At 37.5% G+C, this 25,645-nt stretch carries 25 protein-coding genes; 8 read left to right on the top strand and 17 right to left on the bottom strand.

The genetic code is table 11. From position 1 onward, the window contains the following. Positions 1-27: 27 nt before the first annotated feature. The 4 genes from JNUCC76_RS03910 to JNUCC76_RS03895 all read right to left on the bottom strand — a co-directional run bounded on the left by JNUCC76_RS03910 (position 28) and on the right by JNUCC76_RS03895 (position 4,581). A complete protein-coding gene (locus JNUCC76_RS03910) occupies positions 28-1,311 on the bottom strand; it encodes a chloride channel protein (protein WP_454155973.1) in 1,284 nt (427 codons plus the stop codon). 122 nt (positions 1,312-1,433) lie between these two features. After that, positions 1,434-2,393, bottom strand: coding sequence for a nucleoside hydrolase (locus JNUCC76_RS03905; RefSeq protein WP_454155971.1), 960 nt, complete (start codon positions 2,391-2,393; stop codon positions 1,434-1,436). Between the two features lies 1 nt (position 2,394). Next, on the bottom strand, positions 2,395-3,327 hold the full coding sequence (rihC, locus tag JNUCC76_RS03900; RefSeq protein WP_454155969.1) for a ribonucleoside hydrolase RihC: 933 nt from the start codon (positions 3,325-3,327) through the stop codon (positions 2,395-2,397). Positions 3,328-3,357: 30 nt separating this feature from the next. Beyond that, positions 3,358-4,581: a NupC/NupG family nucleoside CNT transporter gene (locus JNUCC76_RS03895; RefSeq protein ID WP_454155967.1), complete on the bottom strand. Its 1,224-nt coding sequence runs from the start codon at positions 4,579-4,581 to the stop codon at positions 3,358-3,360. Between the two features lie 153 nt (positions 4,582-4,734). Between JNUCC76_RS03895 and rbsR the strand changes: the two genes are divergently transcribed. From rbsR to JNUCC76_RS03870, 5 genes are all read left to right on the top strand, one after another. Continuing rightward, positions 4,735-5,745 carry a ribose utilization transcriptional repressor RbsR gene (gene rbsR, locus JNUCC76_RS03890; protein ID WP_454155965.1) on the top strand — a complete coding sequence of 337 codons (1,011 nt, stop codon included), beginning with the start codon at positions 4,735-4,737 and terminating at the stop codon, positions 5,743-5,745. 111 nt (positions 5,746-5,856) lie between these two features. Continuing rightward, positions 5,857-6,798, top strand: a complete 942-nt coding sequence (gene rbsK / locus JNUCC76_RS03885) for a ribokinase (protein ID WP_454155963.1) — start codon at positions 5,857-5,859, stop codon at positions 6,796-6,798. Between the two features lie 8 nt (positions 6,799-6,806). Next, positions 6,807-7,502, top strand: coding sequence for a ribose-5-phosphate isomerase RpiA (rpiA, locus tag JNUCC76_RS03880; protein WP_454155962.1), 696 nt, complete (start codon positions 6,807-6,809; stop codon positions 7,500-7,502). Continuing rightward, positions 7,502-8,419 carry a DMT family transporter gene (locus tag JNUCC76_RS03875; protein WP_454155961.1) on the top strand — a complete coding sequence of 306 codons (918 nt, stop codon included), beginning with the start codon at positions 7,502-7,504 and terminating at the stop codon, positions 8,417-8,419. Before rpiA ends, JNUCC76_RS03875 begins: the two co-directional genes overlap by 1 nt. 122 nt (positions 8,420-8,541) lie before the next feature. Further along, entirely contained in the window at positions 8,542-9,375 is an 834-nt protein-coding gene (locus tag JNUCC76_RS03870; protein ID WP_454155959.1) for an aldo/keto reductase, read from the top strand. A gap of 67 nt (positions 9,376-9,442) precedes the next feature. Here the strand turns inward: JNUCC76_RS03870 and JNUCC76_RS03865 are convergent, their stop codons facing one another. The 6 genes from JNUCC76_RS03865 to thrC form a co-directional block, all read right to left on the bottom strand. Continuing rightward, entirely contained in the window at positions 9,443-10,639 is a 1,197-nt protein-coding gene (locus JNUCC76_RS03865) for a class I SAM-dependent methyltransferase (protein ID WP_454155958.1), read from the bottom strand. 113 nt (positions 10,640-10,752) lie between these two features. Continuing rightward, a complete protein-coding gene (locus JNUCC76_RS03860) occupies positions 10,753-11,901 on the bottom strand; it encodes a thiolase family protein (RefSeq protein WP_454155956.1) in 1,149 nt (382 codons plus the stop codon). Then, complete coding sequence (locus tag JNUCC76_RS03855) at positions 11,898-13,187, bottom strand: AMP-binding protein (protein ID WP_454155955.1); 1,290 nt, start codon at positions 13,185-13,187, stop codon at positions 11,898-11,900. Before JNUCC76_RS03855 ends, JNUCC76_RS03860 begins: the two co-directional genes overlap by 4 nt. A 77-nt stretch (positions 13,188-13,264) precedes the next feature. Continuing rightward, a complete protein-coding gene (locus tag JNUCC76_RS03850) occupies positions 13,265-13,804 on the bottom strand; it encodes a 5-formyltetrahydrofolate cyclo-ligase (RefSeq protein WP_454156511.1) in 540 nt (179 codons plus the stop codon). A gap of 37 nt (positions 13,805-13,841) precedes the next feature. Next, a complete protein-coding gene (glyA, locus tag JNUCC76_RS03845) occupies positions 13,842-15,074 on the bottom strand; it encodes a serine hydroxymethyltransferase (RefSeq protein WP_454155954.1) in 1,233 nt (410 codons plus the stop codon). A gap of 93 nt (positions 15,075-15,167) precedes the next feature. Further along, positions 15,168-16,625: a threonine synthase gene (thrC, locus tag JNUCC76_RS03840; RefSeq protein WP_454155953.1), complete on the bottom strand. Its 1,458-nt coding sequence runs from the start codon at positions 16,623-16,625 to the stop codon at positions 15,168-15,170. A 125-nt stretch (positions 16,626-16,750) separates the two neighbouring features. On the opposite strand from thrC, the gene JNUCC76_RS03835 reads away from it, so the two are divergent. From JNUCC76_RS03835 to JNUCC76_RS03825, 3 genes are read left to right on the top strand one after another with little or no spacing between them, the layout of a single operon-like run. After that, on the top strand, positions 16,751-18,028 hold the full coding sequence (locus JNUCC76_RS03835; RefSeq protein ID WP_454155951.1) for a homoserine dehydrogenase: 1,278 nt from the start codon (positions 16,751-16,753) through the stop codon (positions 18,026-18,028). Next, positions 18,025-18,903, top strand: a complete 879-nt coding sequence (gene thrB, locus JNUCC76_RS03830) for a homoserine kinase (RefSeq protein WP_454155950.1) — start codon at positions 18,025-18,027, stop codon at positions 18,901-18,903. Before JNUCC76_RS03835 ends, thrB begins: the two co-directional genes overlap by 4 nt. A gap of 31 nt (positions 18,904-18,934) precedes the next feature. Continuing rightward, positions 18,935-20,290 carry an aspartate kinase gene (locus tag JNUCC76_RS03825; protein ID WP_454155948.1) on the top strand — a complete coding sequence of 452 codons (1,356 nt, stop codon included), beginning with the start codon at positions 18,935-18,937 and terminating at the stop codon, positions 20,288-20,290. A gap of 30 nt (positions 20,291-20,320) precedes the next feature. On the opposite strand, the gene JNUCC76_RS03820 is transcribed toward JNUCC76_RS03825, so the two are convergent. From JNUCC76_RS03820 to JNUCC76_RS03790, 7 genes are read right to left on the bottom strand one after another with little or no spacing between them, the layout of a single operon-like run. Beyond that, positions 20,321-20,872, bottom strand: a complete 552-nt coding sequence (locus tag JNUCC76_RS03820) for a histidine phosphatase family protein (protein ID WP_454155946.1) — start codon at positions 20,870-20,872, stop codon at positions 20,321-20,323. A gap of 6 nt (positions 20,873-20,878) precedes the next feature. Beyond that, a complete protein-coding gene (locus JNUCC76_RS03815) occupies positions 20,879-21,841 on the bottom strand; it encodes an asparaginase (RefSeq protein ID WP_454155944.1) in 963 nt (320 codons plus the stop codon). A gap of 2 nt (positions 21,842-21,843) precedes the next feature. Continuing rightward, entirely contained in the window at positions 21,844-22,623 is a 780-nt protein-coding gene (recO, locus tag JNUCC76_RS03810; protein WP_454155942.1) for a DNA repair protein RecO, read from the bottom strand. 55 nt (positions 22,624-22,678) lie between these two features. Next, entirely contained in the window at positions 22,679-23,590 is a 912-nt protein-coding gene (era, locus tag JNUCC76_RS03805) for a GTPase Era (protein WP_454155941.1), read from the bottom strand. 41 nt (positions 23,591-23,631) lie between these two features. After that, on the bottom strand, positions 23,632-24,099 hold the full coding sequence (locus JNUCC76_RS03800) for a diacylglycerol kinase family protein (protein WP_010284749.1): 468 nt from the start codon (positions 24,097-24,099) through the stop codon (positions 23,632-23,634). After that, the gene (gene ybeY / locus JNUCC76_RS03795) at positions 24,083-24,565 is read right to left on the bottom strand and encodes an rRNA maturation RNase YbeY (protein ID WP_454155939.1); all 483 of its coding nucleotides are present in this window, start codon (positions 24,563-24,565) and stop codon (positions 24,083-24,085) included. The genes JNUCC76_RS03800 and ybeY overlap by 17 nt, the downstream gene beginning before the upstream one ends. After that, positions 24,565-25,557 carry a PhoH family protein gene (locus tag JNUCC76_RS03790; protein WP_454155937.1) on the bottom strand — a complete coding sequence of 331 codons (993 nt, stop codon included), beginning with the start codon at positions 25,555-25,557 and terminating at the stop codon, positions 24,565-24,567. Before JNUCC76_RS03790 ends, ybeY begins: the two co-directional genes overlap by 1 nt. Between the last annotated feature and the right edge of the window lie 88 nt (positions 25,558-25,645).

Raw genomic sequence — 25,645 nt, 5'->3', positions numbered from 1 at the left:
TCTTTTTTGATATAAACATATATAAAATCAGTTGAACTGACTCAATACTTTTCGCGAGACAACAATTGATATTAAAACGCCCAGACCGAGTGGTAATAACATTGCATAATTCAAATGGCAAATTTCAAATATCATAAATAAGGCCATTAACGGTGCTTGTTGTGAGGCGGCAAGTAACGTGGCAGCACCTAGTATAGCTACTTCCCACATTAGAATGCCTGGAACCAAATAAAATAAAAGACTACCAATAAATGCTCCTAGGACTGACCCGATGGCAATTGCTGGGGTCAAAGTCCCTCCAGCAGCACCAAATCGAATAGTCAATACAGTAACCACCATTTTTGTTAAAGCACCTAATAGCAATAAACTGACAGAAAGAAATCCTGCGCTGTTGATAGCCACTTGTGCTAATGACCGACCATTTCCCATCACTTCTGGGAATATTATGGAAATTAGTCCCGTGGTGAATCCCATGATAGGCAATTGCCACAGAATGTTATTCTTGCGTGTTTGATTTTTTTCTGCCCATTGGCATAACTTTCGAAATAATGCCCCAGCAATACCACATAATGGTGCAATCACTAACACCACCAGCAAAGTGGCTACTGATAATTTCGCGTCCCCAACTAAGTAATATGGCTTAAATCCTTTGGCAATTGACCCAATAAGCATTGCAATCGTTGACATACTTAAGCTGACTGCAACTGTACGTACCGTCATTTTTTTTAATAAAATTTCAGTACAAAAAAACATTCCAGTTATTGGCGCAATGTATATTCCTGCAAAGCCAGCGCCTGCGGCTGATGCAATTAGTAATTTACGATCATCACTAGATAACTGAGGCAGGTTAAATTTTTCAAACGCAGACGCTACTTTTTGGGCAAGCATAGCGCCAGCTTCTCGCGGAGCGAGTTCACGTCCCACTGAACCACCAGTACCTACATAAAATATTTGTGTCATGACATGAAGTATAGTTTGCCAAAAGGGCATCTTCTCTCCCGACAATGCTTTAGCAATGCCCACCGTTGGTTTCGTCTTTGTTCTTAAAAACCACCAAATAACAGCAGCAATCAAACTACCGATAAACACTGAAAATAATCGGCGGACAGGTATTGTTCCGGTAGGAGCTGGTTGCCACGCGGTTTCTTCATAGCTCAAAAATAATTGTTCAACATATTCTAATAAAAGCCCTAAAAAAAGAGAACTGAGGCCAACGACAATGCCAATCAGAACTGTTCCACCAATTAAAACCATTAACTGATGTTTACTTTGACCAGATTTAACGTTGTTCTTCTGCAATGTGTTTTTCATGACAAGCACTCACCCTATCTCTCTGATAAATATTAAATTACCTCACTATTATATAATAACTAAACAAAAAAAGATGGCCACTACAACAAATTACTTATCGTAATGGCCATCTTTCTACTTTATTAATTTTTTAAAACTGCAATCATAAAATCCATGAAGTCATGTACGAAGCGCTCAGACTTTACACCAACGGCCACTTTTGTCGTTGTCGGTTCAAGTAGCCGCTCCCGGTCGCCAATCGTTCGGCCATAATCTTTCGTTTTTTGATCATGAGTCACGCGCATATTTAATGAAATTGTCATAACATAACTTGGATCTATCGCTACCGCAACGGCTAAAGGATCATGTAAGGCCGCTCCCCTATGATCAATACCTAAATTATCATAAGCGTCAATATAATAGTCCATCAAATCAGCATATATTTGACCAGCTTTAGTGCCTAAGTCACGCCACTTTTTTGTGTGTTTCTTTGTCAGTAGCGTACGGAGAGTCACATCTAATCCTACCATTGTCAAGTGTTCTTGAGCAGTAAATACTTGATCTGCGGCCTGCGGGTCCTGATTAATATTTGCCTCTGTAAATGGTGTAACATTGCCAGGAACCGTTAAAGCACCACCCATTAATGTAGTGTTCCCAATCAGCTTTGCAATCTTTGGATCAATTTGTAATGCTTTGGCTAAATTCGTCAATGGTCCAGTGGGTACATATACTAATTCATCTTGGTATTGATGAGCCATATTTATTAAGAACTGAATGCCACTTTCTTTTTCAATTGATCGTGGTGATTTTTCTATTAAAATATTCCCCACACCATTGTCACCATGAATAGCTTTCGATATAGGCATTACCTCAAAATCATTAACTGTGGAAGCATGTGATTCGCCTAAGTATACAGGTACTTCGTCAGCATGTAGCAAATGTAATAAATCTAATGTATTTTGTGCTGCAGTTTTCATTAGTGTATTACCATAAGAAGCGATCACACCAATTAAATCTACTCGCGGATCACACACAGCTAAAGCCAAAGCTAGCGCATCATCAACACCAGTATCCAAGTCCAAAATCATTTTTGTTGATGCCATTTTAATTTTCCTCTTTGCGATATTGATTCATTTTCGGTACTTGTTCAACAAACCATTTTTCAAATGCGGTTGTGTCAATATCAACTGCCACCTGTGCATTCAATCGACCTTCTGACCATCGATTTTGCGTGTCGGCAATCGTGGCGCCCGCAGCCGGTCCAGAAACAATAATATCAACCCAGTAATCTTTAACTGTATAAAATTCAGGATTTAATAGATAACAAATTGTATTAACATCATGCATAGGCTTACCACCTTCTGCAGTATCAACATAAGCTGTCATAACTTTCTGTAACATTTCACCTGCTTCCCCTTGACTGCCAATGGCATCTATTGTTTCAAAAGGTAATAGCGCCTTGAGCGTTACATCAAGACCGATCATAACAATTGGCACACCACTTTTGAAAACAATATCAGCTGCATCTGGATCAGTAAACACGTTAAATTCTGCAACTGAAGACACATTCCCTCCTGACAAAGAGCCACCCATCAAAACAAATTTTTCAATCTTGTGAAGTAAACTTGGATATTTTTGGATCAGCAATGCAATATTCGTATATGATCCAGTAGCAACAATAGTAATTGGTACGATCGATGCTTCCAGTTCTTCGGCCATTGCAGTAACTGCATCTAATTTAATTGCTTCTTTTGTCACTTGAGGAAAATCATATCCAGGCATACCCGATTTGCCATGAATATAAGCAGCATCAGAGAAATCTTTTTTCAATGGTGCTGCGGCACCTTTTGCAACTGGAATTTGGGTTTGATGAAAAAATGTTGTCAACTTTAATAAATTATTGGTTGTTTTATCAACACTAACATTTCCAGCAACACTTGTTAACAGTTTGATATCAATGCTAGGATTGCTGAGTGCTATCGATAGAGCAACTGCATCATCAATCCCTGGATCCATGTCTAAAATTATAGGTATCATCATTTCTCCTTTTAAGAATTTCTCTTTTGATTACCAAACAAACATTCCTGCTGTTGCAGCTGACAATAATGAAACTAATATCCCTGACAACAACATGTATGGCACTCGTGCACTAATATAATCATTTTTTTCTTTACTGACAAGTCCTTTGAAACAACCAATAATCATGCCTAGGGTTCCAAAGTTAGCAAAACTAGTAAGGAACACCGTCAAAACAATACGTGCATGTTCATTTGCAAACAGTCCCTTACCGGCCATAATTGACTTTGAAACTTCACCCATGACAACAAACTCATTAGTTACTAATTTTGTACCCATGTATTGCGCAATTTGGAAAGCCTCGTGAACATTGAATCCCAATAACCACGCAAATGGAAACATGATTACGCCAAAGATATTTTCTAATGTTAACCAGTGTAGCCCGGTCAAACTGAACAACTGATTGATCAATGCAGCCAAAGAAACAAAGGCAATAACAGTAGCCGTAATAATTAAAATCAACTTTCCAGCGCCAAGAATTGAATCGCCTAAGAATGAAAAGAAAGGCTCCTTTTTACCATTATCCGATGCAACGCTGACGATAATATCTTCATCTGGCGTCACTTTAGTGGGATTTAAAATCGTAGCAATGATAATAGCACCTAATATATTAAGTGGGATGGCGGTTAAAACGTACTTACCAGGAACCATTTGAGTATAAGAACCAATAATAGCCGAGGTGACACAGCTCATCGACATCATAGCGAGCGTAAAGTTTCGTCGCGCAGACATCATATCTAGTTGTGTTTTTGAAACAGCCAAGACTTCCGTATTTCCTAAAAACATCATTTCAATCGAAAAGAATGCTTCAAATTTTGGTTGCCCAGTTATAAAAGCGAGCCCCCTACCAATCCACTTAATAAGCCATGGTAGTAAACCAATATAGGTTAAGATATCAAACAAGGGCACAACCAATAAAATTGGCAACAAAGCAGAAGTAACAAAGTTAGGCCCCCCATTATTGGAAGTCAACCATTCAGGCAACGCAAATGCAATTCCTTGTGTTGCCACAGAAACAAGCCAATTGAAACCATCAGCTGCAGCTTGTACAGCAATTTGTCCGGCTTTGAATTGAGTAAAAAACCAGGCTAGCAAAATCTCTAATGCCAGCACAATGCCGACTGATTTCCACTGAATATTTTTTCGATCCCTTGAAAACAGAGCTGCAATGGCAATGAAAACAAAAATACCAAGAATATTAGCAAATAAAAACATGAGTTATTCCTCTCTTGAACAAAATGCAAGTCAGTAAAACGTTTAACCAAAAACATTATAACACCAACTTTTTGAAAATGGAAGCGTTTTCAATTATTTTTTACTGGTACAATAGTTTAAGAACAATGTTTTTAAACTAAGGAGTAAAATGTGATGCGCAAAATCTCAATAAAAGATGTTGCCAAAAAAGCGGGCGTTTCCATTGCTGCTGTATCTCAAATTTTAAATAACAAAGGCCAACGTTTTTCTGAGGCAACAACTGAAAAAGTACTTCAAGCACGAGATGAGTTAGGCTACGTTCCTAACAGCGCTGCAAGAAATCTTAAAGGCAGGCACAAACGCTTGATTGGTATCATAGTCCCTTCTTTCCGCATGCCTTTTTTTGCCGACATTATTCAAAGCATGCAAGCTAGTGCGCCATCCGATGTTAATTTAGTATTTCTAGGGTCAACCGATGAAAGTTTACAAGATGCAATTTTTTCCTTGGTTGAGCGTGGCGTAGAAGCATTAGTCTTTGGCCGTCACATTCCTAATCGGGCAGAGGTTAATACATTTTTAAAAAAACGTAATATACCGTATCTTGTGCTTGATCAAAACGCCGATATAAATGCACATGATATGGTTCAAACAAATGAATTTACAGGCGGAAGTATGGCAGCCAGTCATTTAATGTCTCTTGGTCATCGAGATATCGCTTTAATTTTACCAAATAATCTGACCGATAACATGCGACAACGTCGAGCTGGTTTCTTAGACACGTTATCTACAGCAAATTTAACGCCAAAAATAATCAATACTACTACTTTGTCAAAACATGGCGGTCTGGCAACTGTTCATCAACTCATTCAAAGTAAATCTACAGCAGCATTCATTTTAAATGATGAAATGGCTATCGGCGTTTTGCGTGGTTTGGCCTATCAAGATATTAAAGTACCTGATGATATTTCCATCATTGGTTATGATGATACAGACTATGCAGAATTTATGATTCCTACATTAACTACCATAGCACAACCTGTTTGGGAAATTGGTGAAACAGCTTTAAAAATGATTATCCGACGTCTCGATCATCCTAACCTTCCCCTGCAAACCGAATTTTTCGATGTTAAATTGGTTATTCGTGAATCGACCGGGCCAGTTAAAAATACAAAAGGCAACCACTAAGAAATTATGGTTGTTTTTTCTTGACATTATTTTTAAAATAACGTACACTGTGATCAACCCTTAATTTGGTAAAACGTTTAACCAACTTTGACATTTTAAGGAGTAATCGTTATGAAGAATAAGGTTGTTGTTATCGGTAGTCTCAATATTGATACTATTCAAATGATTGATAGATTACCTAACCAAGGAGAAACCATCACCGTTAACAATCAAGCAAGTACATTTGGTGGTAAAGGTGCCAATCAGGCAGTTGCAGCTGCTCGTCAAGGAGCTGATGTAACAATGATTGGTGCTGTAGGTGATGATGACCGTGGACGTGCCTTCAAACAACTATTAAGTGATGAGGGGATTTCAACGGATTACATTTTTACAAAGAGCCAGTTTACTGGGTCTGCCACTATAATGTTGGAGCCAGATGGACATAACACGATTATGGTATATGGTGGCGCGAATATGAATTTAACCAGCGCCGATGTGGAAAAAGCACGCAATATAATTGCTAATGCTGATGTAGTCATAGCACAGCTTGAAGTCCCTACTGAAGCCATTGTTGCTGGATTTAATATCGCCAAGGAAAATGGCGTACTAACTATATTAAATCCGGCACCTATTACTTCAAATCTTGATTCAAATATTATTTCATCTACTGATTTAATCATACCAAACGAAACTGAAGCTGCTGCCCTAGCTCACACTGAGCCAACCACAAAACAATCATCGTTAGCAGCACTTACTTCCAAATTAAATAAAGTAGGTTTTCCCAACGTAGTGGTTACACTTGGTAGTGAGGGTGTTTACTACCATGTCAATGAATCGGCAGATATTTTACCTATTTTCAAGGTAAATGCCGTTGATACTACTGCTGCTGGTGACACATTCATTGGTACTTTTTCAGCTAATATTGACGAAAACTTGTCGAATTTACGAAGCGTCATTCGACGTAGTTGCCTTGCTAGTTCAATAGCTGTCAGCCGATCTGGTGCAATAGCCTCTATTCCAAATAAAAAAGAAGTTGACGCTGGTTTGCTTGCTAATGCGGCTATGGCGGAATGAGGTGTATCATGAATGAAAAAAATTTCCAAAAAAAACAAGCAGCCCTCGCAGCTTTAAATTATATCCAGACCGATATGATTGTCGGACTAGGAACTGGTTCAACTGTTTCTTATTTTCTAGATGTTTTAGCTGCTTCTCAATATAACATCATCGGTGTGACCACTTCAACAATTACTAGTCAGCGATGCGCAGAACTAAATATTCCAATTGTCGACATTGATGACATTGACCATATTGACATTACAGTTGATGGTGCAGACGAAGTCGACTCCTACCTTAACGGTATAAAAGGTGGCGGGGCTGCCCTGCTAATGGAGAAAATAGTGGCTAAAAACTCAAAGGAAAATATCTGGATTGTTGATCGCAGTAAAGTGCACAACACGCTAGGTTCTTTCCCGTTGCCCGTAGAGGTTATCCCCTACGGCAGCGGTCAATTGTTACGACAATTTGCCAATAAAGGTTTATTTCCCAAGCTACGTCGTCATCCCGGCAATAACCAACCCGTTATCACTGATGCTGGTCACTACATTATTGATTGCCATATGACCACAATTAACAATCCATATGCTCTCGCCGAATATCTTGAAAGCCAAGTTGGCGTTGTCGAACACGGTTTGTTTTTAAATGTTTGTGATCGAATAATTATTGGCGATAACACAGTAGAAATTAAAGAACGACAGCAAGCTCATGTGGAGATAAACTGATGTACATGATATATATTGCACTTGCCATTGGAGCTGGTTTAATTTTGGCCGCTCAAAATGCCGTTAATGCGCAGTTAAGTTTTTTACTCAAATCTCCCCTCGTTGCTTGCTATATGGCCTATATAGTTGGTTCATTTTTATTGTTCATTCTGACTGTTATTCTGGGTGACTTTTCAAAAATAGAGCTTATCTTTTCAGCACCAATATGGATGACAACAGGTGGCCTTTTCGGATTGGTATTCATTACAAGTTGTATTATTCTTTTCCCAAAAATTGGGTCTGTAGAAACAGTCATGTTTCCAACATTAGGTCAAATTTTATCCGGTATGTTTTTTGAAACCTTTGGATGGTTTAATACAACGGTTGTTATGATTTCTGTGACTCGCATCATTGGTATCATCATTCTTTTAGCTGGCACTTATATTGCCGTAGTGTTATCGGCTCGACATTCAGCTATAGAATTGGCAAGTAGTGAGCATTCAAAATCACAAATGCTAAATCGTCTCTGGGCTTTTGGAGCTGGTATTTTGTGCACTGTGCAATCCACCTTTAATGGTCAGCTAGGTCATTACATCAAAAGCCCAACTGTCAGTGCATTATGGGCCTTCATAATCGGATTGGTCGTGCTCGTTTTTTTAAAAAACAACAATTGGCATAATTTGCGCATTGGTATCCGTCTGTCACAAACTTGGTTTGCTGGTTTAGCTGGTGCTGTGTTTGTAACCCTTATGTCGCTTCTCATCCTACCGTTAGGTCCAGGTCTCACGGTTAGTATTTCAACACTAGGTGTTATGATTGGCGCCATGCTTATTCAACAATTTGGGTTATTTCAATCAAAACAGCAATCAATTTCTATCTATCAAATAATTGGTGTTATTGGTATGTTGATTGGCATTTTAATTATTAAAATATACTAATAATTAAAATCATTACTTAGATAATGTTTTTTTGTTTGCTAGTGAACAAACCATTCTCTTGCAACTCCTGGAGTCTTGACCTACTATAAAGATTATAATACTAAGAAAGTAGGTCTATATTTATGACATTTCATGAACTAAGCGACGGTCAACACTTACCAGAAATTGGTTTTGGCACATATAAATTAAATGGCTTTGCAGGAACACAATCAATTTTATCAGCAATTAATGCTGGTTATCGTCTATTTGACACAGCCTTTAATTACCAGAACGAAGGTACTGTTGGACAAGCTATACAACAATCGCATGTCAATCGAGATGAATTAATCATCACCTCAAAGCTTCCAGGGAAGTATTACAGTAGTTATCAAGACTCAATTGATCTAATTCAAGAATCCTTGTATCGAAGTAAGTTAGATTACTTTGACTTGTACCTATTACATTGGCCCAATCCGATTGATGATCATTATCTAGAAGCTTGGCACACACTCATTCAGGCGCAAAAGTTTGGTCTTGTTAAATCAATCGGTGTTTGCAATTTTCTACCTGAACACATTGAACGTTTGAAAAAAGAAACAAACATATTACCAGTTGTTAACCAAATTGAATTGCATCCTTATTTCAATCAACAGGAATTGCGTGAATACAATAACACTCAAAATATTTTAACACAGGCTTGGAGCCCATTAGGTCGTGCAAGTGCCCTTTTGAAAGACCCTGTTTTAGTTGAATTAGCTAAAAAATACCACAAGAATATTGGTCAACTCGTGTTGAAATGGGAAATATCTCTTGGTGTATTGCCTATACCTAAAGCAAGTAGTTACGCAAGACAAAAAGGCAACCTAGATCTTTTTGATTTTGAAATTAGTTCATCTGATATGCAACGTATCAACGATCTAGCAAAACCAGATGGCAGGATAAATAATCAAGATCCTGCAGTTTATCAAGAATTTTAATCAATAAAAAAGCAGTCAACTCCTAATCATAGTTGACTGCTTTTTACTAATTTAACGAGATTACACGCTATTTCACACCGCTAGCAACATCAGCATGATAAATATACGAGCGAGTCATTGGTAGATTTGTACCAGAAGGCCCCTTGGTAAGCAAATATTGAACAACGTCAATGTTTCCTGATTCGAAGGAAGCCGCACAAGCTTGCAAATATAAATCCCACATTCTGTAAAAACGTTCGCCATATTTTGAAACAACTTCCTCATCAACTTTATGGAAATTATCTGTCCAGATTTCCAGCGTTTTTTGATAATGACGACGTAATGGTTCAATATCATCAACCTGCAAGGAAGCATCTATAATGTGTTCAACGTTTTCAGCTATATTTGGGATATAACCACCTGGGAAAATGTATTTATTGATCCAAGCATCAACACCTGCACCTTTATGCTGTCCAGTGATACCATGAATTAATGCTGTTCCGTTTTCTGTCAAAAGATGGTCTACTTGTTTAAAGTATTCACCTAAATTCTCTTTCCCGACATGTTCAAACATACCAACAGAAGTTACATGGTCATAAGTATCTTTAAGTTCTCGATAATCTTCTAGATAAACATGAACGCGACCTTCTAGGCCTTCTTCTTTTATTTTATTAGAAACAAAATCATATTGTTGTTGACTAAGCGTTACACCAGTGGCTTCCAAGTTGTATTCTTTAGCCGCTGTGAATAATAAGGTTCCCCATCCACACCCAATATCTAATAAAGTTTCACCTGATTGTGCATGAAGTTTATTTAAAATATGGCGTACCTTGTTCCATTGTGCATCTTCAAGCGTATCTTTTTCGCTAACGAAGTAAGCACAAGAATAGGTCATCGTGGGATCCAACCACATTTTGTAAAAATCATTACCGATATCATAATGACTCTGTACGTCCGCCTTACTTTTATTTTCCGAGTGTGAGTGTTTAGGAATAAGCTTAGAAAACTTAGATCCATTCAAAAAACTTTCCTTGGAATCATAAGCAATTTTAACCAATTGTTGCAGATTACCCTTAATTTCAATTTTACCATCCATGTAAGCTTCACCAAAAGTAAGTGATGCATGAGCCATAATGTCTTTGATTGGTATGACTTCGTGAAGAATGATTGTGGCGATTGGGTCACCTTGACCGTAACTTGCCTTTTCCCCATCCCAAAATTCAACGTCGATTGGGGCGTCGAAACTAGCTTTAAAAATCTGTTTATAAATCGTCTTGTCAAGCATAATTTCCCCTTTACCTACTATACTGGTATTGTAAGAAAACATCTTAAAAAAGTCAACTATCGCAAGTATTTCTCAACATTTTTAACAAAAGTGATAATTTAATCAGATGAATTTCACTGCCAATATTTGTTTCCAATTAAAACACTCATACCCATTCCACCCGCTACACACAACGTAACAAGCCCCAAAGCAGGACGTTCAATTCGGTTTAAACTATTCAATAACCTTGACACCAATATGGCACCAGTTGCACCATAAGGATGACCATAGGCCAATGCTCCCCCTAATGGATTAAGCTGTTTCTCTGATATGCCAAGCTGTTCACAGCATAAAATCCCTTGTACTGCAAATGCCTCGTTAAGCTCAACGACAGCAATATCGGAAATGGTTAAGTGATGCCTATTTAATAACTTTTTAGTAGCATATACTGGGCCCAATATAAATTCTTCAGGTAAAGCCCCCACTGTAGCTTGATCTAGATAGTATCCTTGGGCAACATCAATTTTATTATATTCCTTTAAAATAACCGTGGCTGCACCATCATTTATTGGACAACTATTTCCTGCTGTCACTGTACCGTTTTGTCGAAAGGCAGCTTTAAGTTCAGCAAGCTGATCGATAGAAGTATTAAAACGAGGACATTGATCTTTAGTGATTAACTTTTTACCAAAACCAAACGGTACGATTTCTTGATTTATTGTTTCTTGTTCATCAGCTTTTTTAGCCTTAAATTGACTTTTGTAGGCATATTCATCTTGCTTAACTCTGGAAATATGATACTTTTCACTCATATTTTCTGCAATAATACCCATATCTAAATCTATTTGACCTTGTGGTACCATTGGAAATCTTTTAATTATTTTATTTGTTTGACGATCTAATACAATGTTAGCCGTAGAAGTGCTTTCAACGCCACCAGCTAAAACAATTTTCGCATCACCACTCAAAATACTTTGAACACCTGAAATAACAGCCATCAGTCCAGAAGCACACTGACAATCAATTGTGTAGGCTGGTTTTGAGAGTGGAATTTCCGAAGCAATAGCACATCTTCTAGCTAAATTACCACCTAAATTAGTGACATTGCCTACTAGAATTTGGTCAATACTTTTTATTGAAAATCCTGGTATTACCTTTACTTGCTTTTTAAACAACTGTGAAAAAAGCTCTTCCGGTGTTTTATTTGCATAGATGCCGTTCACTTTTCCAATTGGTAACCTTTTAGCGCTGACAATCGTTGCTTTAGGAAGTATTTTTTTCATTGATATGTACCCTTTTCATATAAAGACACTAGCTCTTTTCTAGAAATTTTATGATTAGCTGTTTCGGGAATTTGCTCAACACTAATATATTCTGATGGTATTTTATATTTTGGAAGAAAATTAGCTAAATTTTTATTTAATTTTTCTATATTTATTAAATTTGTTGTTGTCATCACAATAATGTTTTCACCATAAGAAGCATCGGGAACACCGAAGACAACAACATCACTCAAATATTTTCGCAAGATTACTTCAATTTCACTCGGGTAAACCTTATTACCACCGTGATTGATGACATCGCTTTCTCGAGCATAAATAAACAGTTGATTGTTTTTTATAGTGCCAACATCATCCATCAAGACTGGTCCTTGAAAAGCATCCCCAATATATCCACTAAATAAATAGGGACTCTTCACCATTAAAGCTTTCTCTTTTGTAAAATTGACACTAACATTAGGAAATAACTGACCAACACAAGCATCATTTTTACCACCATCAACTCGCTGCCAAGCGACTAAGCTAGTTTCTGAAGAACCATAAAGTTCATATAATTTCACTTCAGCACATTTTTCTTTCCATTTTAATATAATCTGATTAGTTAATTCACCGCCACATGACACAATTCCATTAATATTTTGAAAAGCATGTTTAAATTGTGGCACATGCGATAAATATGTTGGCACAGTGAAAAGCATTGTTTTCATTTTATGTTTAATAATGTCTGCTTTATCAAAAGTATAGAATGTTTTTCCAAAATATAAACTAAGAAGTAATGTATGCATGCCTAACGATGTTGTCAATGGGCTGGTAGTCGTTATACCTTGATATTCTTCTAGCTCATATATTTTATTACAAATTTCAAAACCTATTCGCCAAGATTGCCAATTTCTCTGATACATTTTGGGAAGTCCTGTTGTTCCGGAAGTAGCACCACAAAACAATAGATCTTCCTCAAAATGCTCTAAAGAGTCATCAGTAGGCACAACATCTGTTATGAATTGCCATTGATTCGTAACATTAATGAGTATTTTGTCTAGTTTATCTGTGTCATGTTGACTAATCACTATTGGAATACGTTTGGCATAATGAACAGCAAGAAACTGACAAATAAATAATACACTTGAATTTCCGACTAATACAATGTATTTCTTTTTTAAAGAATATTGTTTTACCAACTCTTGAGCATATTTTGATAAGTCATTATAGCTATAATTTTGATTAGCCGAAACAACTGCTGTTTTTGTGCCAAATTTGGATACTATTTCGTCAAAATTAAAAATCTCCATTTTTTGTCAACCTCTTTTTATAAAAGGTTAACAAAAAGTAGAGATCAATGCAACGATACTAAGTGAATAAAAAGCTATCATTCCGACAAACTGATCACCATTTGAACTACTTGATCATGTACTTCTATTGGTAAATCATCAACGAGCTGAGTAGTCAACGCTAAGCTTATAGTTTTCCCTGAGTACTGCTGCAAAAATTTATCATAATAGCCTGCTCCAAATCCTAATCGCTGACCCTTTTTGGTAAAAGCCAATCCAGGAACGAGAACTAAGTCGATATCTTCAATAGGACGAGAACTAGCATTTATTGGTTCTTTAATACTTAACTTTCCAACTTGATAACGTGTTTTCGGATCAATTTCCATAAATACCATTTGATGATTAATAATTTTTGGTACTACAACTCTTTTTTTCTCCTCCCAAGCCTCAGCAATAATAGGCATCGTATTTAACTCAAAATCTGTACTAAGTGTAGTTGCTATTGTATGAGCTGTCTGCCACTCTGTTTTTTTAAAAAGTAATTCATAAAGTTTTTTCTCTTCAAATTTACGTTTTGAAGCATGTTCAGTCATTAATGCCACTTTTTGTTGCTGTCTTAATTCTTTTTTTGTATACATTTTTTTACCAAAAAAGCCGGCATAGCCAGCTTTTAAATCAATCAAACAAATGAATCATCGCTAATGCTTCAGCATCGCGTTTCACTTGCTTAAGTACTTTTTCGTCATCATAGTTGTGAATTGCTGTGACAATTAATTCAGCCACTCGACTTGCATCAACTTCATCAAAACCACGAGTTGTTATGGCTGCAGTTCCAATACGAATACCTGAAGTTACAAATGGACTCAATTGTTCATTAGGTAAAGCTTCTTTGTTTGTGGTAATCGAAACTGTATCTAGCAATTCTTGTGTTTGTTTTCCATTTAAAGCGGTTTTGGTTAGATCTAAATTAAACAGATGGTTATCTGTCCCACCAGCTACAACACGAATGTCATCAGCATCATTAAACACCTTTGCCATTGCTTGTGCATTTTTAATAACTTGTTTTGCGTAATCCTTGAATTCCGGTTGCAAGGCCTCACCAAAAGCAATTGCTTTACCTGCGATAACGTGTTCTAATGGACCACCCTGCGAACCTGGGAAAATAGCTGAATTAAGTTGTTTAGCGTATTTTTCTTGTGACAAAATAACCCCACCACGTGGTCCACGCAACGTTTTATGAGTTGTTGATGTCACAACATCTGCAATTCCTACTGGATTAGGATGTAATCCAGCCGCAACCAAGCCAGCAATGTGGGCCATATCAACCATTAAGTAAGCACCCACTTCGTCAGCAATCTCACGGAACTTATCAAAATCAATAATTCGTGAATATGCAGAAGCACCGGCCACAATCATTTGTGGCTTTACTTCACGAGCTTGTTCGGCAATTGCTTCATAATCTAACGTTTCTGTTTCAGAATCTAATCCATAAGTATGTGATTCATAAACCTTACCAGAAAAACTCACTTTAGCTCCGTGTGTCAAATGTCCACCGGCGTCAAGGCTCATACCTAATATTTTATCACCTGGCTTCAAAAAGGCCATATAGGCAGCAGCATTCGCTTGAGATCCAGAATGTGGTTGAACGTTAGCGTATTCTGCACCAAAAAGTGCCTTCAAACGATCGATTGCGACTTGTTCAATAACATCAACATATTCAGTTCCACCATAATAGCGTTTATATGGATAGCCTTCTGCATATTTGTTGGTCAAAACCGAACCTTGTGCAGCACGTACAGCTCTTGATGTAAAGTTTTCAGAGGCAATCAGCTCGATTGTGCGGTTTTGGCGTGCACCTTCCTGTTGAATAGCACTCCAGACGATAGGATCTAATTCTTTGTATGACATTTGATTCTCCTTGGTTGGTATAGCCTAATTATACATTAAAAATAGCGCTATTTGAATCAAAAAAAATTAATATGCTAAACAATAACAACCAAATCACAATGAAAGTTCGTCTTTAAGAGACTGCATAATTGTTGTAGGATCAATAACTTTAGTATGCAAAATATCTTTATCAAATAATGTTGCAACTTGTTTTGGGACACTTGTATTTGTTTGCTCTGCCAATTTTTGTAAATCTTTTGCACCACCAACTGTTATTTCATTTAAGGCTGACAAAACAGTTTGAGGGAACTTATATGGACTAGCAGTAGCTGCAAGTAACGTTTGCAAATTATCAGACTCATAAACAAACCTAGCAACAGCAGTATGTGGATCGATCAAGTACCCTGTATCTTCATATACACTCTGAATCGTATCTACGACCTGCTTTTGTGTAGCAAATTTAGCAGTGAATTTATGAAGATTGTTTCGAGTTGATTCAGTTAACTTGTATTCACCATTAACCGCTAGAGACGTCATATATTTACGGACTTCTTCACCATCACGCTCACTAGCAAAATACAATAACCGCTCTAAATTACTAGATACTAAAATGTCCATCGCTGGTGAATTTGTTACTTTAAAGTCGCGGTGACGATTATATTCGCCAGTATTAAAGAAATCTGTTAACACATTGTTTTCATCTGATGCAACAACGAATTGATGTACTGGTAAACCAAGTTGGCTAGCATAATAAGAAGCTAACACATTTCCAAAATTACCAGTTGGAACAACAATATCAATTTCTTCACCTGATTCTACTTGACCATTCTTCACTAACTGGGCGTAGGAATATATGTAATAGACAATTTGCGGCACCAAGCGACCAATATTAATTGAATTAGCCGATGAAAAACGCATGCCTTTTTCTGAGAGCTCTTTAATCAAAGATTCATCACTCAGAATAGATTTTACAGCTTTTTGCGCATCATCAAAATTACCTGTAATTGAAGTAACGTGAGCATTACGTCCTTCTTCCGTTTGCATTTGTTGACGCTGAATATCGCTGACCCCTACTTCTGGATAAAAAACAACGATTTCCGTGTTTTCAACATTTGCAAACCCACTCATTGCTGCAGTTCCAGTGTCACCTGATGTTGCTGTTAAAATAACAATTTTATCTTGTAAAGATTGTTTTTTAGCAGCTGTTGTGAGCAAATGTGGTAAGGCTTGCAAAGCAACATCTTTAAATGCCAGTGTTGGTCCGTGAAAGAGCTCAATATAGTGAAGACTGTTTTCATCGTGTAGCGTTACAATATTTTTGGAATCCCATTGATTACCATATGACTTTGAAATAACATGGTCAATTTCCTCAACAGTAAAATCATCAAAAAAAGCATCAAATACTTGTGTTGCAATTTCTTGGTAACTTTGTTGGCTTAGATTTTTCCAATCTAGTTTTAATTTTGGCCATGTTTCTGGAACATAGAGTCCACCATCAGGAGCAATACCATTTATGATTGCTTGACTCGATGTAACCGCAGGGGCCTCTCCACGTGTTGATACATAATTCATAATGAATATATTCCTTTTTTTTATAATTTATCCAATTATAACAAATTTGTTTATTTTTAGATATTATAATGATAAAATCATAAGAAGAAGATATATAATACACTCAAAAATAAAGGGAATATCACATGGAAATAGGCATCGGTCTTTTTGGTCTCGGCACAGTTGGAAGTGGTGTCGTAAAAATATTACAACAAAACGCTAATCAAATTACCCAACGCACGGGATCTCATTTGGTCGTACGCCACGCTGTCGTACATAATCTTAATAAACCGCGCACAGGTTTCACGCAAGATTTTCCAATTACTGATAATCCTGAGGATATTTTAAGTAACGATGAAATACAAATTGTAGTAGAAGTCATGGGTGGAATTGATTATGCATACGATATTATCAAACGCGCACTTATGGCAAAAAAACATGTTGTCACGGCAAACAAGGATTTAATCGCAAGTCGTGGACAAGAGTTAGCTGAATTAGCTAACCAGAATGGTGTTGATTTGTATTATGAAGCTGCCGTTGCTGGTGGCGTGCCTATCTTGCGTACGCTTTCAAGCAGTTTTACGGCAGATGAGATTTCACGTGTCGCTGGTATCATTAACGGCACAAGTAACTTTATTCTAACGCAAATGGCTACAAATGGTTTAACGTACGCAGAAGCCCTTAAATTAGCTCAAGAAAAAGGTTTTGCTGAATCCGACCCCACAAATGACGTGGAAGGCTTTGACGCAGCATATAAGCTAATTATTTTATCTAACTTTTCATTTGGTGTGCAACCTGTTATGGATGACGTAACTATTACTGGCATTGCCAACCTAACAGATTCAGATATCAATGATGCCCATGGTTTTGGCTACGCAATCAAATTGCTTGGTGTGGCTCAACGTGTTGGTGATGCACTTAGCATTGAAGTCGCTCCACACCTTGTACCATTCAATCATCCCTTAGCGACCGTTAACAATGAAAACAATGCCGTTTTAGTTAATGGTGAGTCAGTTGGTGAAGTGATGTTATACGGGCCGGGCGCTGGTGAAATGCCTACTGCTAATTCGGTATTAAGTGATTTAACAAATGTCGCTACCAATCTAGCGCTAAATACTCCAGGAAGACCATTTAATACTTTTAACCAAGACCTAGATCTAGCTAAACCTTCACAGCGCGTGGCAAGACGTTTTATTGTTGTAGAAGTAGCTGACACGCCTGGAGCAATGTATTCCGTAACTGGCATGTTTGCATCCGCAAAAATAAGTTTTACTGATTTAAAGCAGACCCCAGCAAAAAATGGTTTTGCTCGATTAGTTGCTCTGACACACGCTGCCTCTGATGCGCAGCTCAATGTTATTCGTACAACAATCCGAAATGCTGATGGCATTAATTTAGCAGCGGAGTATAAAATTTTCTCATGATTAAAATAACTGTTCCAGCTACTAGCGCCAATATTGGCCCTGGCTTTGATTCTCTTGGTGTGGCCTTAAAACTATATTTAACCTTAGAAGTGTATGAAGAAACCTCTGAATGGCAAGTGATTCATGATTACGGTGCAAATATGCCCAGTGATGTTAACAATTTCATCGTCAAAACAGCACTGTTATTAACCCCAAACTTGACACCTCATCGTATCGTTGTAAAATCTGATATTCCACTTGCACGCGGACTGGGTTCATCATCTTCTGCACTGTTAGCCGGTCTAGCCATGGCCAACATTCTGGCCGATCTACGATTGAGCAATGATGCTTTATTGAAGCAAGCGACGGCTTTAGAAGGTCATCCAGATAATGTTGCTCCAGCCTTACTTGGCGGGAGCGTAGCAGCCTTTTATGATGGTGATCAAGTCTACCATGCACCATTAAATTTGCCAAAAGACATTAATTTCATTACCTTCATTCCAAATTACGAACTGCTCACAACTGAAGCACGTAATGCACTGCCTGCTGAGATGACATTTAAAGATAGTGTTGCTGCTAGCGCTATCAGTAATACTTTAACCGCAGCATTGAACGCCGGTGATTTTAATACAGCTCGCGTTTTAATTGAAAAGGACCAATTTCATGAACAGGCTCGTGCTCATTTAGCACCACACCTAAAAATTATTCGCGATACAGCCCATAAACTAGAAATTGTCGGCACTTATCTTTCTGGGGCGGGTCCAACTGTTATTACCCTCGTATCAAAAGACAATGCAACTAAGTTATTAAAAACGCTGACAAACATGGCTTTACCAGGAAAACTATTATTACTAGAACCAGATTATACTGGTTTACAAATTACAAAAAATAATTAGGAGAATACGTGCTCCCTAGCACTTACATATTATGAAAGTTACAAAATTTGGTGGTTCTTCACTAGCTAACGGTCAACAACTGCAACGTGTCTACGATATCATTCGTGCTGATGATGATCGGAAAGTTGTTGTTGTTTCAGCACCTGGTAAACGATTTAAAGATGATCGTAAAGTGACCGATTTATTGATATCATACGCGCAAGCTACGCTTGCCGATGAAGATACCACTGAAATTATTGAAACGATTAAACATCGCTATCACTCTATTGGTGAATACTTTGAGTTACCAGATTATGAACTAGCTGATCTAGATGAACAAATTGAACATCTAGCAAGAAAACATTACCGATCATTTGATTATTTATATGCAGCATTCGCTGCTCATGGTGAATATTTAAATGCGCAATTGATCGCTAAAATCTTTAACCATTTAGGTATGCCAGCTCGTTTTGTGGATCCTAAAGAAATTGGTTTGCTCGTGGATGATAATGCACGATCAGCAACATTTGATACCGCTTCTTATACCACAATCGGCGAGTTAGACCTGTCAACCTCTGAACGACTCATTATCCCTGGCTTCTTTGGCTACACTAGAAGTGGCGACATGGCGACATTTTCACGTGGTGGTTCAGACATAACTGGTGCTATTATGGCACGCGGACTACGAGCTGATTTATATGAAAACTTTACCGATGTCAGTGCCATCTACGCTGTTAATCCTTCGATTGTCGAACATCCAGCAGCCATCCAACAAATGACATATGATGAAATGCGCGAGTTATCTTACGCTGGTTTTGCTGTATTCCATGATGAAGCCATTATTCCAGCCATTCAAGGTGGTATTCGTATAAACATCAAAAATACCAACGATCCCGATGCCCCTGGAACATTTATTGTTCCACCTACAGAAGTTCAGCAAACACGTCCTGTAACTGGTATTGCTAACTCCAACCGTTTTGCTGCGTTATACTTACATCGATACTTATTGAATAAGCAAGTTGGTTTTACCCTTCGTATTCTTGAGATTTTGAAGCGTCACAACATTTCATACGAACATATGCCTTCTGGTATTGATGATTTGACAATTATTTTTGATAAAACAATGTTAACGCAAGAGCAAGTCGATAACATGTTAAGTGATATCGCTGCTGAAATTAAACCTGATACATTAAAGTGGATTCCAAGCTACGGTATTATTATGGTTGTCGGTGAAGGAATGCGTAATCGTGTTGGTGCCTTGACAGAGATTGTTGCGCCCCTTAAGGAACGTAATATCAGTTTACAAATGGTCAACCAAGGAGCTAGCGAAATTTCGATTATGTTAGGAATTCAGCCCGACTTATCTGATAGTGCTGTAGAAGCAATCTATACAAATATCTTTAAATGACATAACAAAAGAAGCGTATTAACTTAATAGTTAATACGCTTCTTTTGTTAAACTGATGAATTGATTATTTTCATCAAATAAGCCAATATATACATCCGGCATTTTCATTTTTTGCCAATCCATAAAATTGAAATGACCATTTGTTAGGTAGTGGAACAATAAACTTAATGCCGTCCCGTGACTTGTAATAATTATTTCATCAGAAGATTCATCAATAATTTGATAAAAAGCTGTTTTCATTCTTTGTTGCACAGTTATTAAAGATTCTTCTCCATCGGTTTTAAAATAAAAATTTTGCCACAGCTTTTCTAAATGATTTTGCCAATCTATTTGGTCATTAGTTTGCCGTTCGCGCAATGCGGCATTCAAATTAATTTCTATACCCAGTGTGGTTGCTGTTGGTTCAATAGTCTGCAACGCACGCTGATAAGGTGATGAATAGATAGCCTTAATATTTTTGCCTACAAAATAACCTACCAAATCATGGGCTAATCGCTTCCCTTCTGCCGTTAATGGTGCCGAATAATCGTCTTTAATTTTAGCATCACGTATGCTATGGCGCACGAAATAGATTCTTCTCATAGTGTATTAAATACCGTGTAAATACGTTTTCAGATGTTCTTTACTTAAGTTGTTTGATAGTCCGATTAACAGCTTTAATCGCGCTTTAGGGCCATTAATACTGGACGCAAAGATTGCGCCAGATTTTTCTAATTGAACACCGCCACCTAAATAATCATATACTGGTGCAGCAACACCGTTGAAGCTTCTTGAAACAATGACTACTGGCGTATTTTTCGCTAATAAATATTCTACTCCGCGAGCTGCTTCACGAGATAAATTACCAGCGCCAAGTGCTTCAATAATAATTCCGTCAATATTGGCATCAGCCAAAAGTTTCAATAATTGGCCATCCATACCAGCATATGCCTTTAAAACAGGGATATTTTTGTTAATATCTACATCTGGTAATACTTCTTGTTGTGGCAGGTCATAAAAGTAAATAATTTGTCGTTTCGTTAGGAGCCCCATCGTGCCACTAAGTGGTGACGCAAACGTTGCCACATTGGTAGTGTGTGTTTTAGTTACAAATCGAGCGGCATGTATTTCATCATTCATCACAACGATCACACCACGGTTTTTGGATGTATCATCTGCCGCTACACGTAGCGCAGATTGATAATTGTACAAACCATCTGAACCAAGTTCATTGGATGAACGCATTGCTCCCGTTATAACAATAGGAAACGAAACTTTTAATGTACTATCGAGAAAGAATGCTGTCTCTTCCAATGTATCAGTACCATGAGTAATGACAACACCATCAAAATCATTTTTGGCTTCAGAGATACGTTTTTGTAACTGTAGCATGTGAGAAGGACCAATATGCTCGCTTGGTAAATTAAAAATGTTTTCAACTTCTAGTTCGATATTTGGAAAGGTAACCTTCGCTTGAACTAAAGGATTTTCAGCTCCTGTTTCGACATCGCCATCAGCATCTTCATGCATAGAAATTGTACCACCGGTATGCAAAACTAAAATTTTTTTCATGATTACTTATTCCTTCTAAAATTAACCAACGTATTTTGCCACGAATGCATTTGCTCAATAAATAACTTTGCTCGTGGCTTCAAACCAACTTGTTTTTCGTAAATATAATCAATTACACGTTGCAAACCACGTTTGGTGATTACTGACATTTTGATGTCATGTACTTGGCGCATATCAATGACACTAAATTGACGTAAATAAAACACAGTTTTTTGATCAAGCATTAATCGCTGATCATCCAGATTAAAATGCTGTTCTGAAATAATGCCATTGTACTTTTCAGAATAATCAAATTTTCCATCTACTTGACCTGTAATCGGATCAGCTCTTAAGTTTGGAGCCACCCCTAGAGGAACCAGTAATTGAATTTCAAAAATATTAGCAATAATTTGAGGGTCGAGTCCCTCATCTAGTTTCTGTAACGCGACAAAAAGTTGATTATACCATCGTGTTATCTTTTCCCCTTCTTCAAAGGAGGAATCAATTAAACTAGCAATCAGCGCAGCATAGGCATTTGCTTCGATATCTTCGATAAGCCTTGAATATACTTTTATATCTTGAACATCATTCATGTAACCTAGTCCGGTTTCTCGTTTCGGTAGAGCACCATCAAAAGTTACAATTGTGTAAGGTTGTGTACCAGCTGAGAGTTTAGAAGTAGCTTTCTTTGCACCGCGTGCCAAAAAAGTTCGCATGCCGTACGTTTCCGTTAGTATGCGAACTAATAAATCATTATCTTTATATTGTCGTGTATATAATACAATGCCACGAATAATTGCCATAATGACTCCACTAAATCAATCGCCAAAAATTTTTTTATGACAACACAGCATCATTTTAGTAATCTTCTTGACGGTATCCTAATGTTTGCAAAGCTTGTGGTCGGTCACGCCAGCGAGGCTCAACCTTAACCCAAGTTTCAAGGAAAACTTTGTCACCGAGTAGACGTTCAATGTCCTTGCGCGCCCTCGTACCAATATCTTTGATCATCGCACCTTGTTTACCAATGATGATATTTTTCTGTGTTGGTCGTTCAACAATAATCGATGCCTGAATATGAATTTTTTCTTCATTTTCACGAGCAATTTTGTCGATAACGACAGCAACTGAATGTGGTACCTCTTGACGTGTTAACTGCAATACCTTTTCGCGAATTAATTCTCCAATAACAAAACGTTCAGGGTGATCCGTTAATTGGTCTGCATCGAAATATTGAGGCCCTTCATCCAAGTGAGACACAATATTGTCCAACAATTCTGGAACATTATCACCTTCTGTGGCAGAAATAGGAAATACTTCAGCCCACTCAGGCGCATCATTCTGATAGTTAGCAATAACATTAAGCAAGTCATTTGGCGCTAATAAATCAACTTTGTTAATTAGTAAATAAATTGGCGTATTTTTAACTTCTTGTAACCGATCAATAATGAAATCGTCACCACGACCACGTGCCATTGAAGCATCTACCACAAACCAGATTGCATCCGCCTCATGAAGCGCAGAAAATGCAGACTTCACCATAAAATCACCTAGTGAATTTTGTGGTTTATGTACACCTGGTGTATCAATGAACACAACTTGTGCATCATCAGTTGTGTAAATGCCTTGTATTTTATTACGGGTAGTTTGGGCTTTATCTGACATAATGGCAATTTTTTCGCCAACAATGCGGTTCAAAAGCGTTGATTTACCAACATTTGGACGACCAATAATCGCCACAAATCCTGATTTAAAAGTAGATTCTGTCATAATATATATGCGGCTTTTGGCCGTATTCTCCTGTATGTGTTTTATTTACTAAAGTCATGAATAAATTGTGAAAAATTGGTAACAATACCAAAATGCCGCCAAACATAAGGTTGAAATACAATCAATAAAATAATAATTTCAAAACCCACAGCAACTAAAACGCCACCAGCAGCGACATCTTTTGCCAGCCCGGCAAGTGGATGATATCTTTTTTCAACAACCAAATCGACCACGGCTTCAATAATCGTGTTCAAAAACTCACTTGATATTACTGTAAATACTGCGACTGCAACCCACAACCAATCTGCACGGTTTAAGCCAAGATGTAAGCCCACAAGTAATATGAGAAATCCTAGCAAGATATGTATTCGCATATTGCGTTCTCTGACTAGTATCAACCAAATACCGTGCAAAGAGTTTCTCATGGCTCGAAAAAATGTACTGTTCCGTTGTACTTTTTTATTGTAATCTTTAGGCGCACCTTCTAGCTTTTTATCTTTTGAGGCCATAATTATCTAAAATCTCTCGTTGTAAATCAAACATTTCTTTTTCTTCTGCATCACCCAACATATGATCATATCCATTCAAATGTAAGAAGCCGTGCACCACTAGGAAACCTAATTCACGTTCATAGCTATGTCCCAAGTACTCTGCTTGAGAATTAATAATATCCACAGAAACTAGAATGTCACCAATATTTTTAGCTAACTCAGAATCCATCAATTCGTCTGGTAAAACTGGAAAATCATCACCGTCTTCTTCAATCGCAAAACTAATCACGTCAGTGGGTTTGTCTATACCACGATATTTTTTATTATATTGATGAATTTCTTCATTGTTCATAAATGTCACTGACATTTCTGTATTATCGGGCAATTCCAAATATTTGCCAGCATAGTCTAGTACACAGCGAACCAGATCCTGATGATATTGGTTAACACCAGCTTTTGTTTGGTCAATAATAGCCAAATCCATTAGTTAATTTGCTCCTTTTTTAATTCGGCTAATTTTTTTTCAGCTGCTTCATAGGCACCAACTATTAGACCGACAACCGGATGACGAACAACATCGGCACTACCGAAATGAATAAATGACACATGATCTACGTCTTTCAAAATACGTTGAACCGAAATAAGACCGGATTTTGCACCGTATGGTAAATCAATTTGGGAGATGTCCCCATTAATAATCATTTTCGATCCAAATCCAAAACGTGTTAGGAACATTTTCATTTGCTGATTCGTGGTATTTTGCGCTTCATCCAAAATGATAAATGCCTCGTCCAATGTTCGACCGCGCATATAGGCTAGTGGCGCAATTTCAATCACACCACGCTCCATTAATCGCTGGGTCTGTTCCGCGCCAATTAATGCATTCATAGCATCGTAAATGGGACGCATATATGGATCTACTTTTTCCTTCAAATCACCTGGGAGAAATCCTAGTGACTCACCTGCTTCAACAGCAGGACGTGTGATAATAATTCTTTCAACGTCACCACGTTTCAAAGCTGCTATTGCCATGACGACTGCTAAAAAGGTTTTCCCTGTTCCAGCTGGCCCAATGCCAAACGTGACATCATTCTTACGAATTGATTGCACGTACTGACGTTGACCAAAATTTTTAACGTGAACGGAACGTCCTTTATTGTCACGAATTAGTACTTCAGAATATAAGTCACCAAAATACTCCAATGTCCCACGCTGTGCCATTGTTATTGCACTCACAACGTCGGTATCGGATATATTAATTTGATGCTTAATTAATATAGTTAACTCGCGTAGTACAGCTTTAGCTAATGGCACTTTATCCTCATCACCTGAGATGGTCATTTGGTCACCACGAGCATGAAGTCGCACAGTTAATCCTTCTTCAATTAACTTTAAAAAACTATCATTAACGCCAAGCAACTTCGTCTGTTGCTCCACATTTTCAAATGTAAAAATTTGCTGAATTTGTGCTGTCAAAAAGCAAATCCCCTTTATATGTTTCCTTTATTCTACCATATTGCCGTGATTGATGGTAGTTTATGCACAAAATATCAGGCAAAATAAA

This window comes from Leuconostoc sp. JNUCC 76, from assembly GCF_053667755.1.
This window is presented reverse-complemented; position numbering and strand designations above follow the sequence as displayed.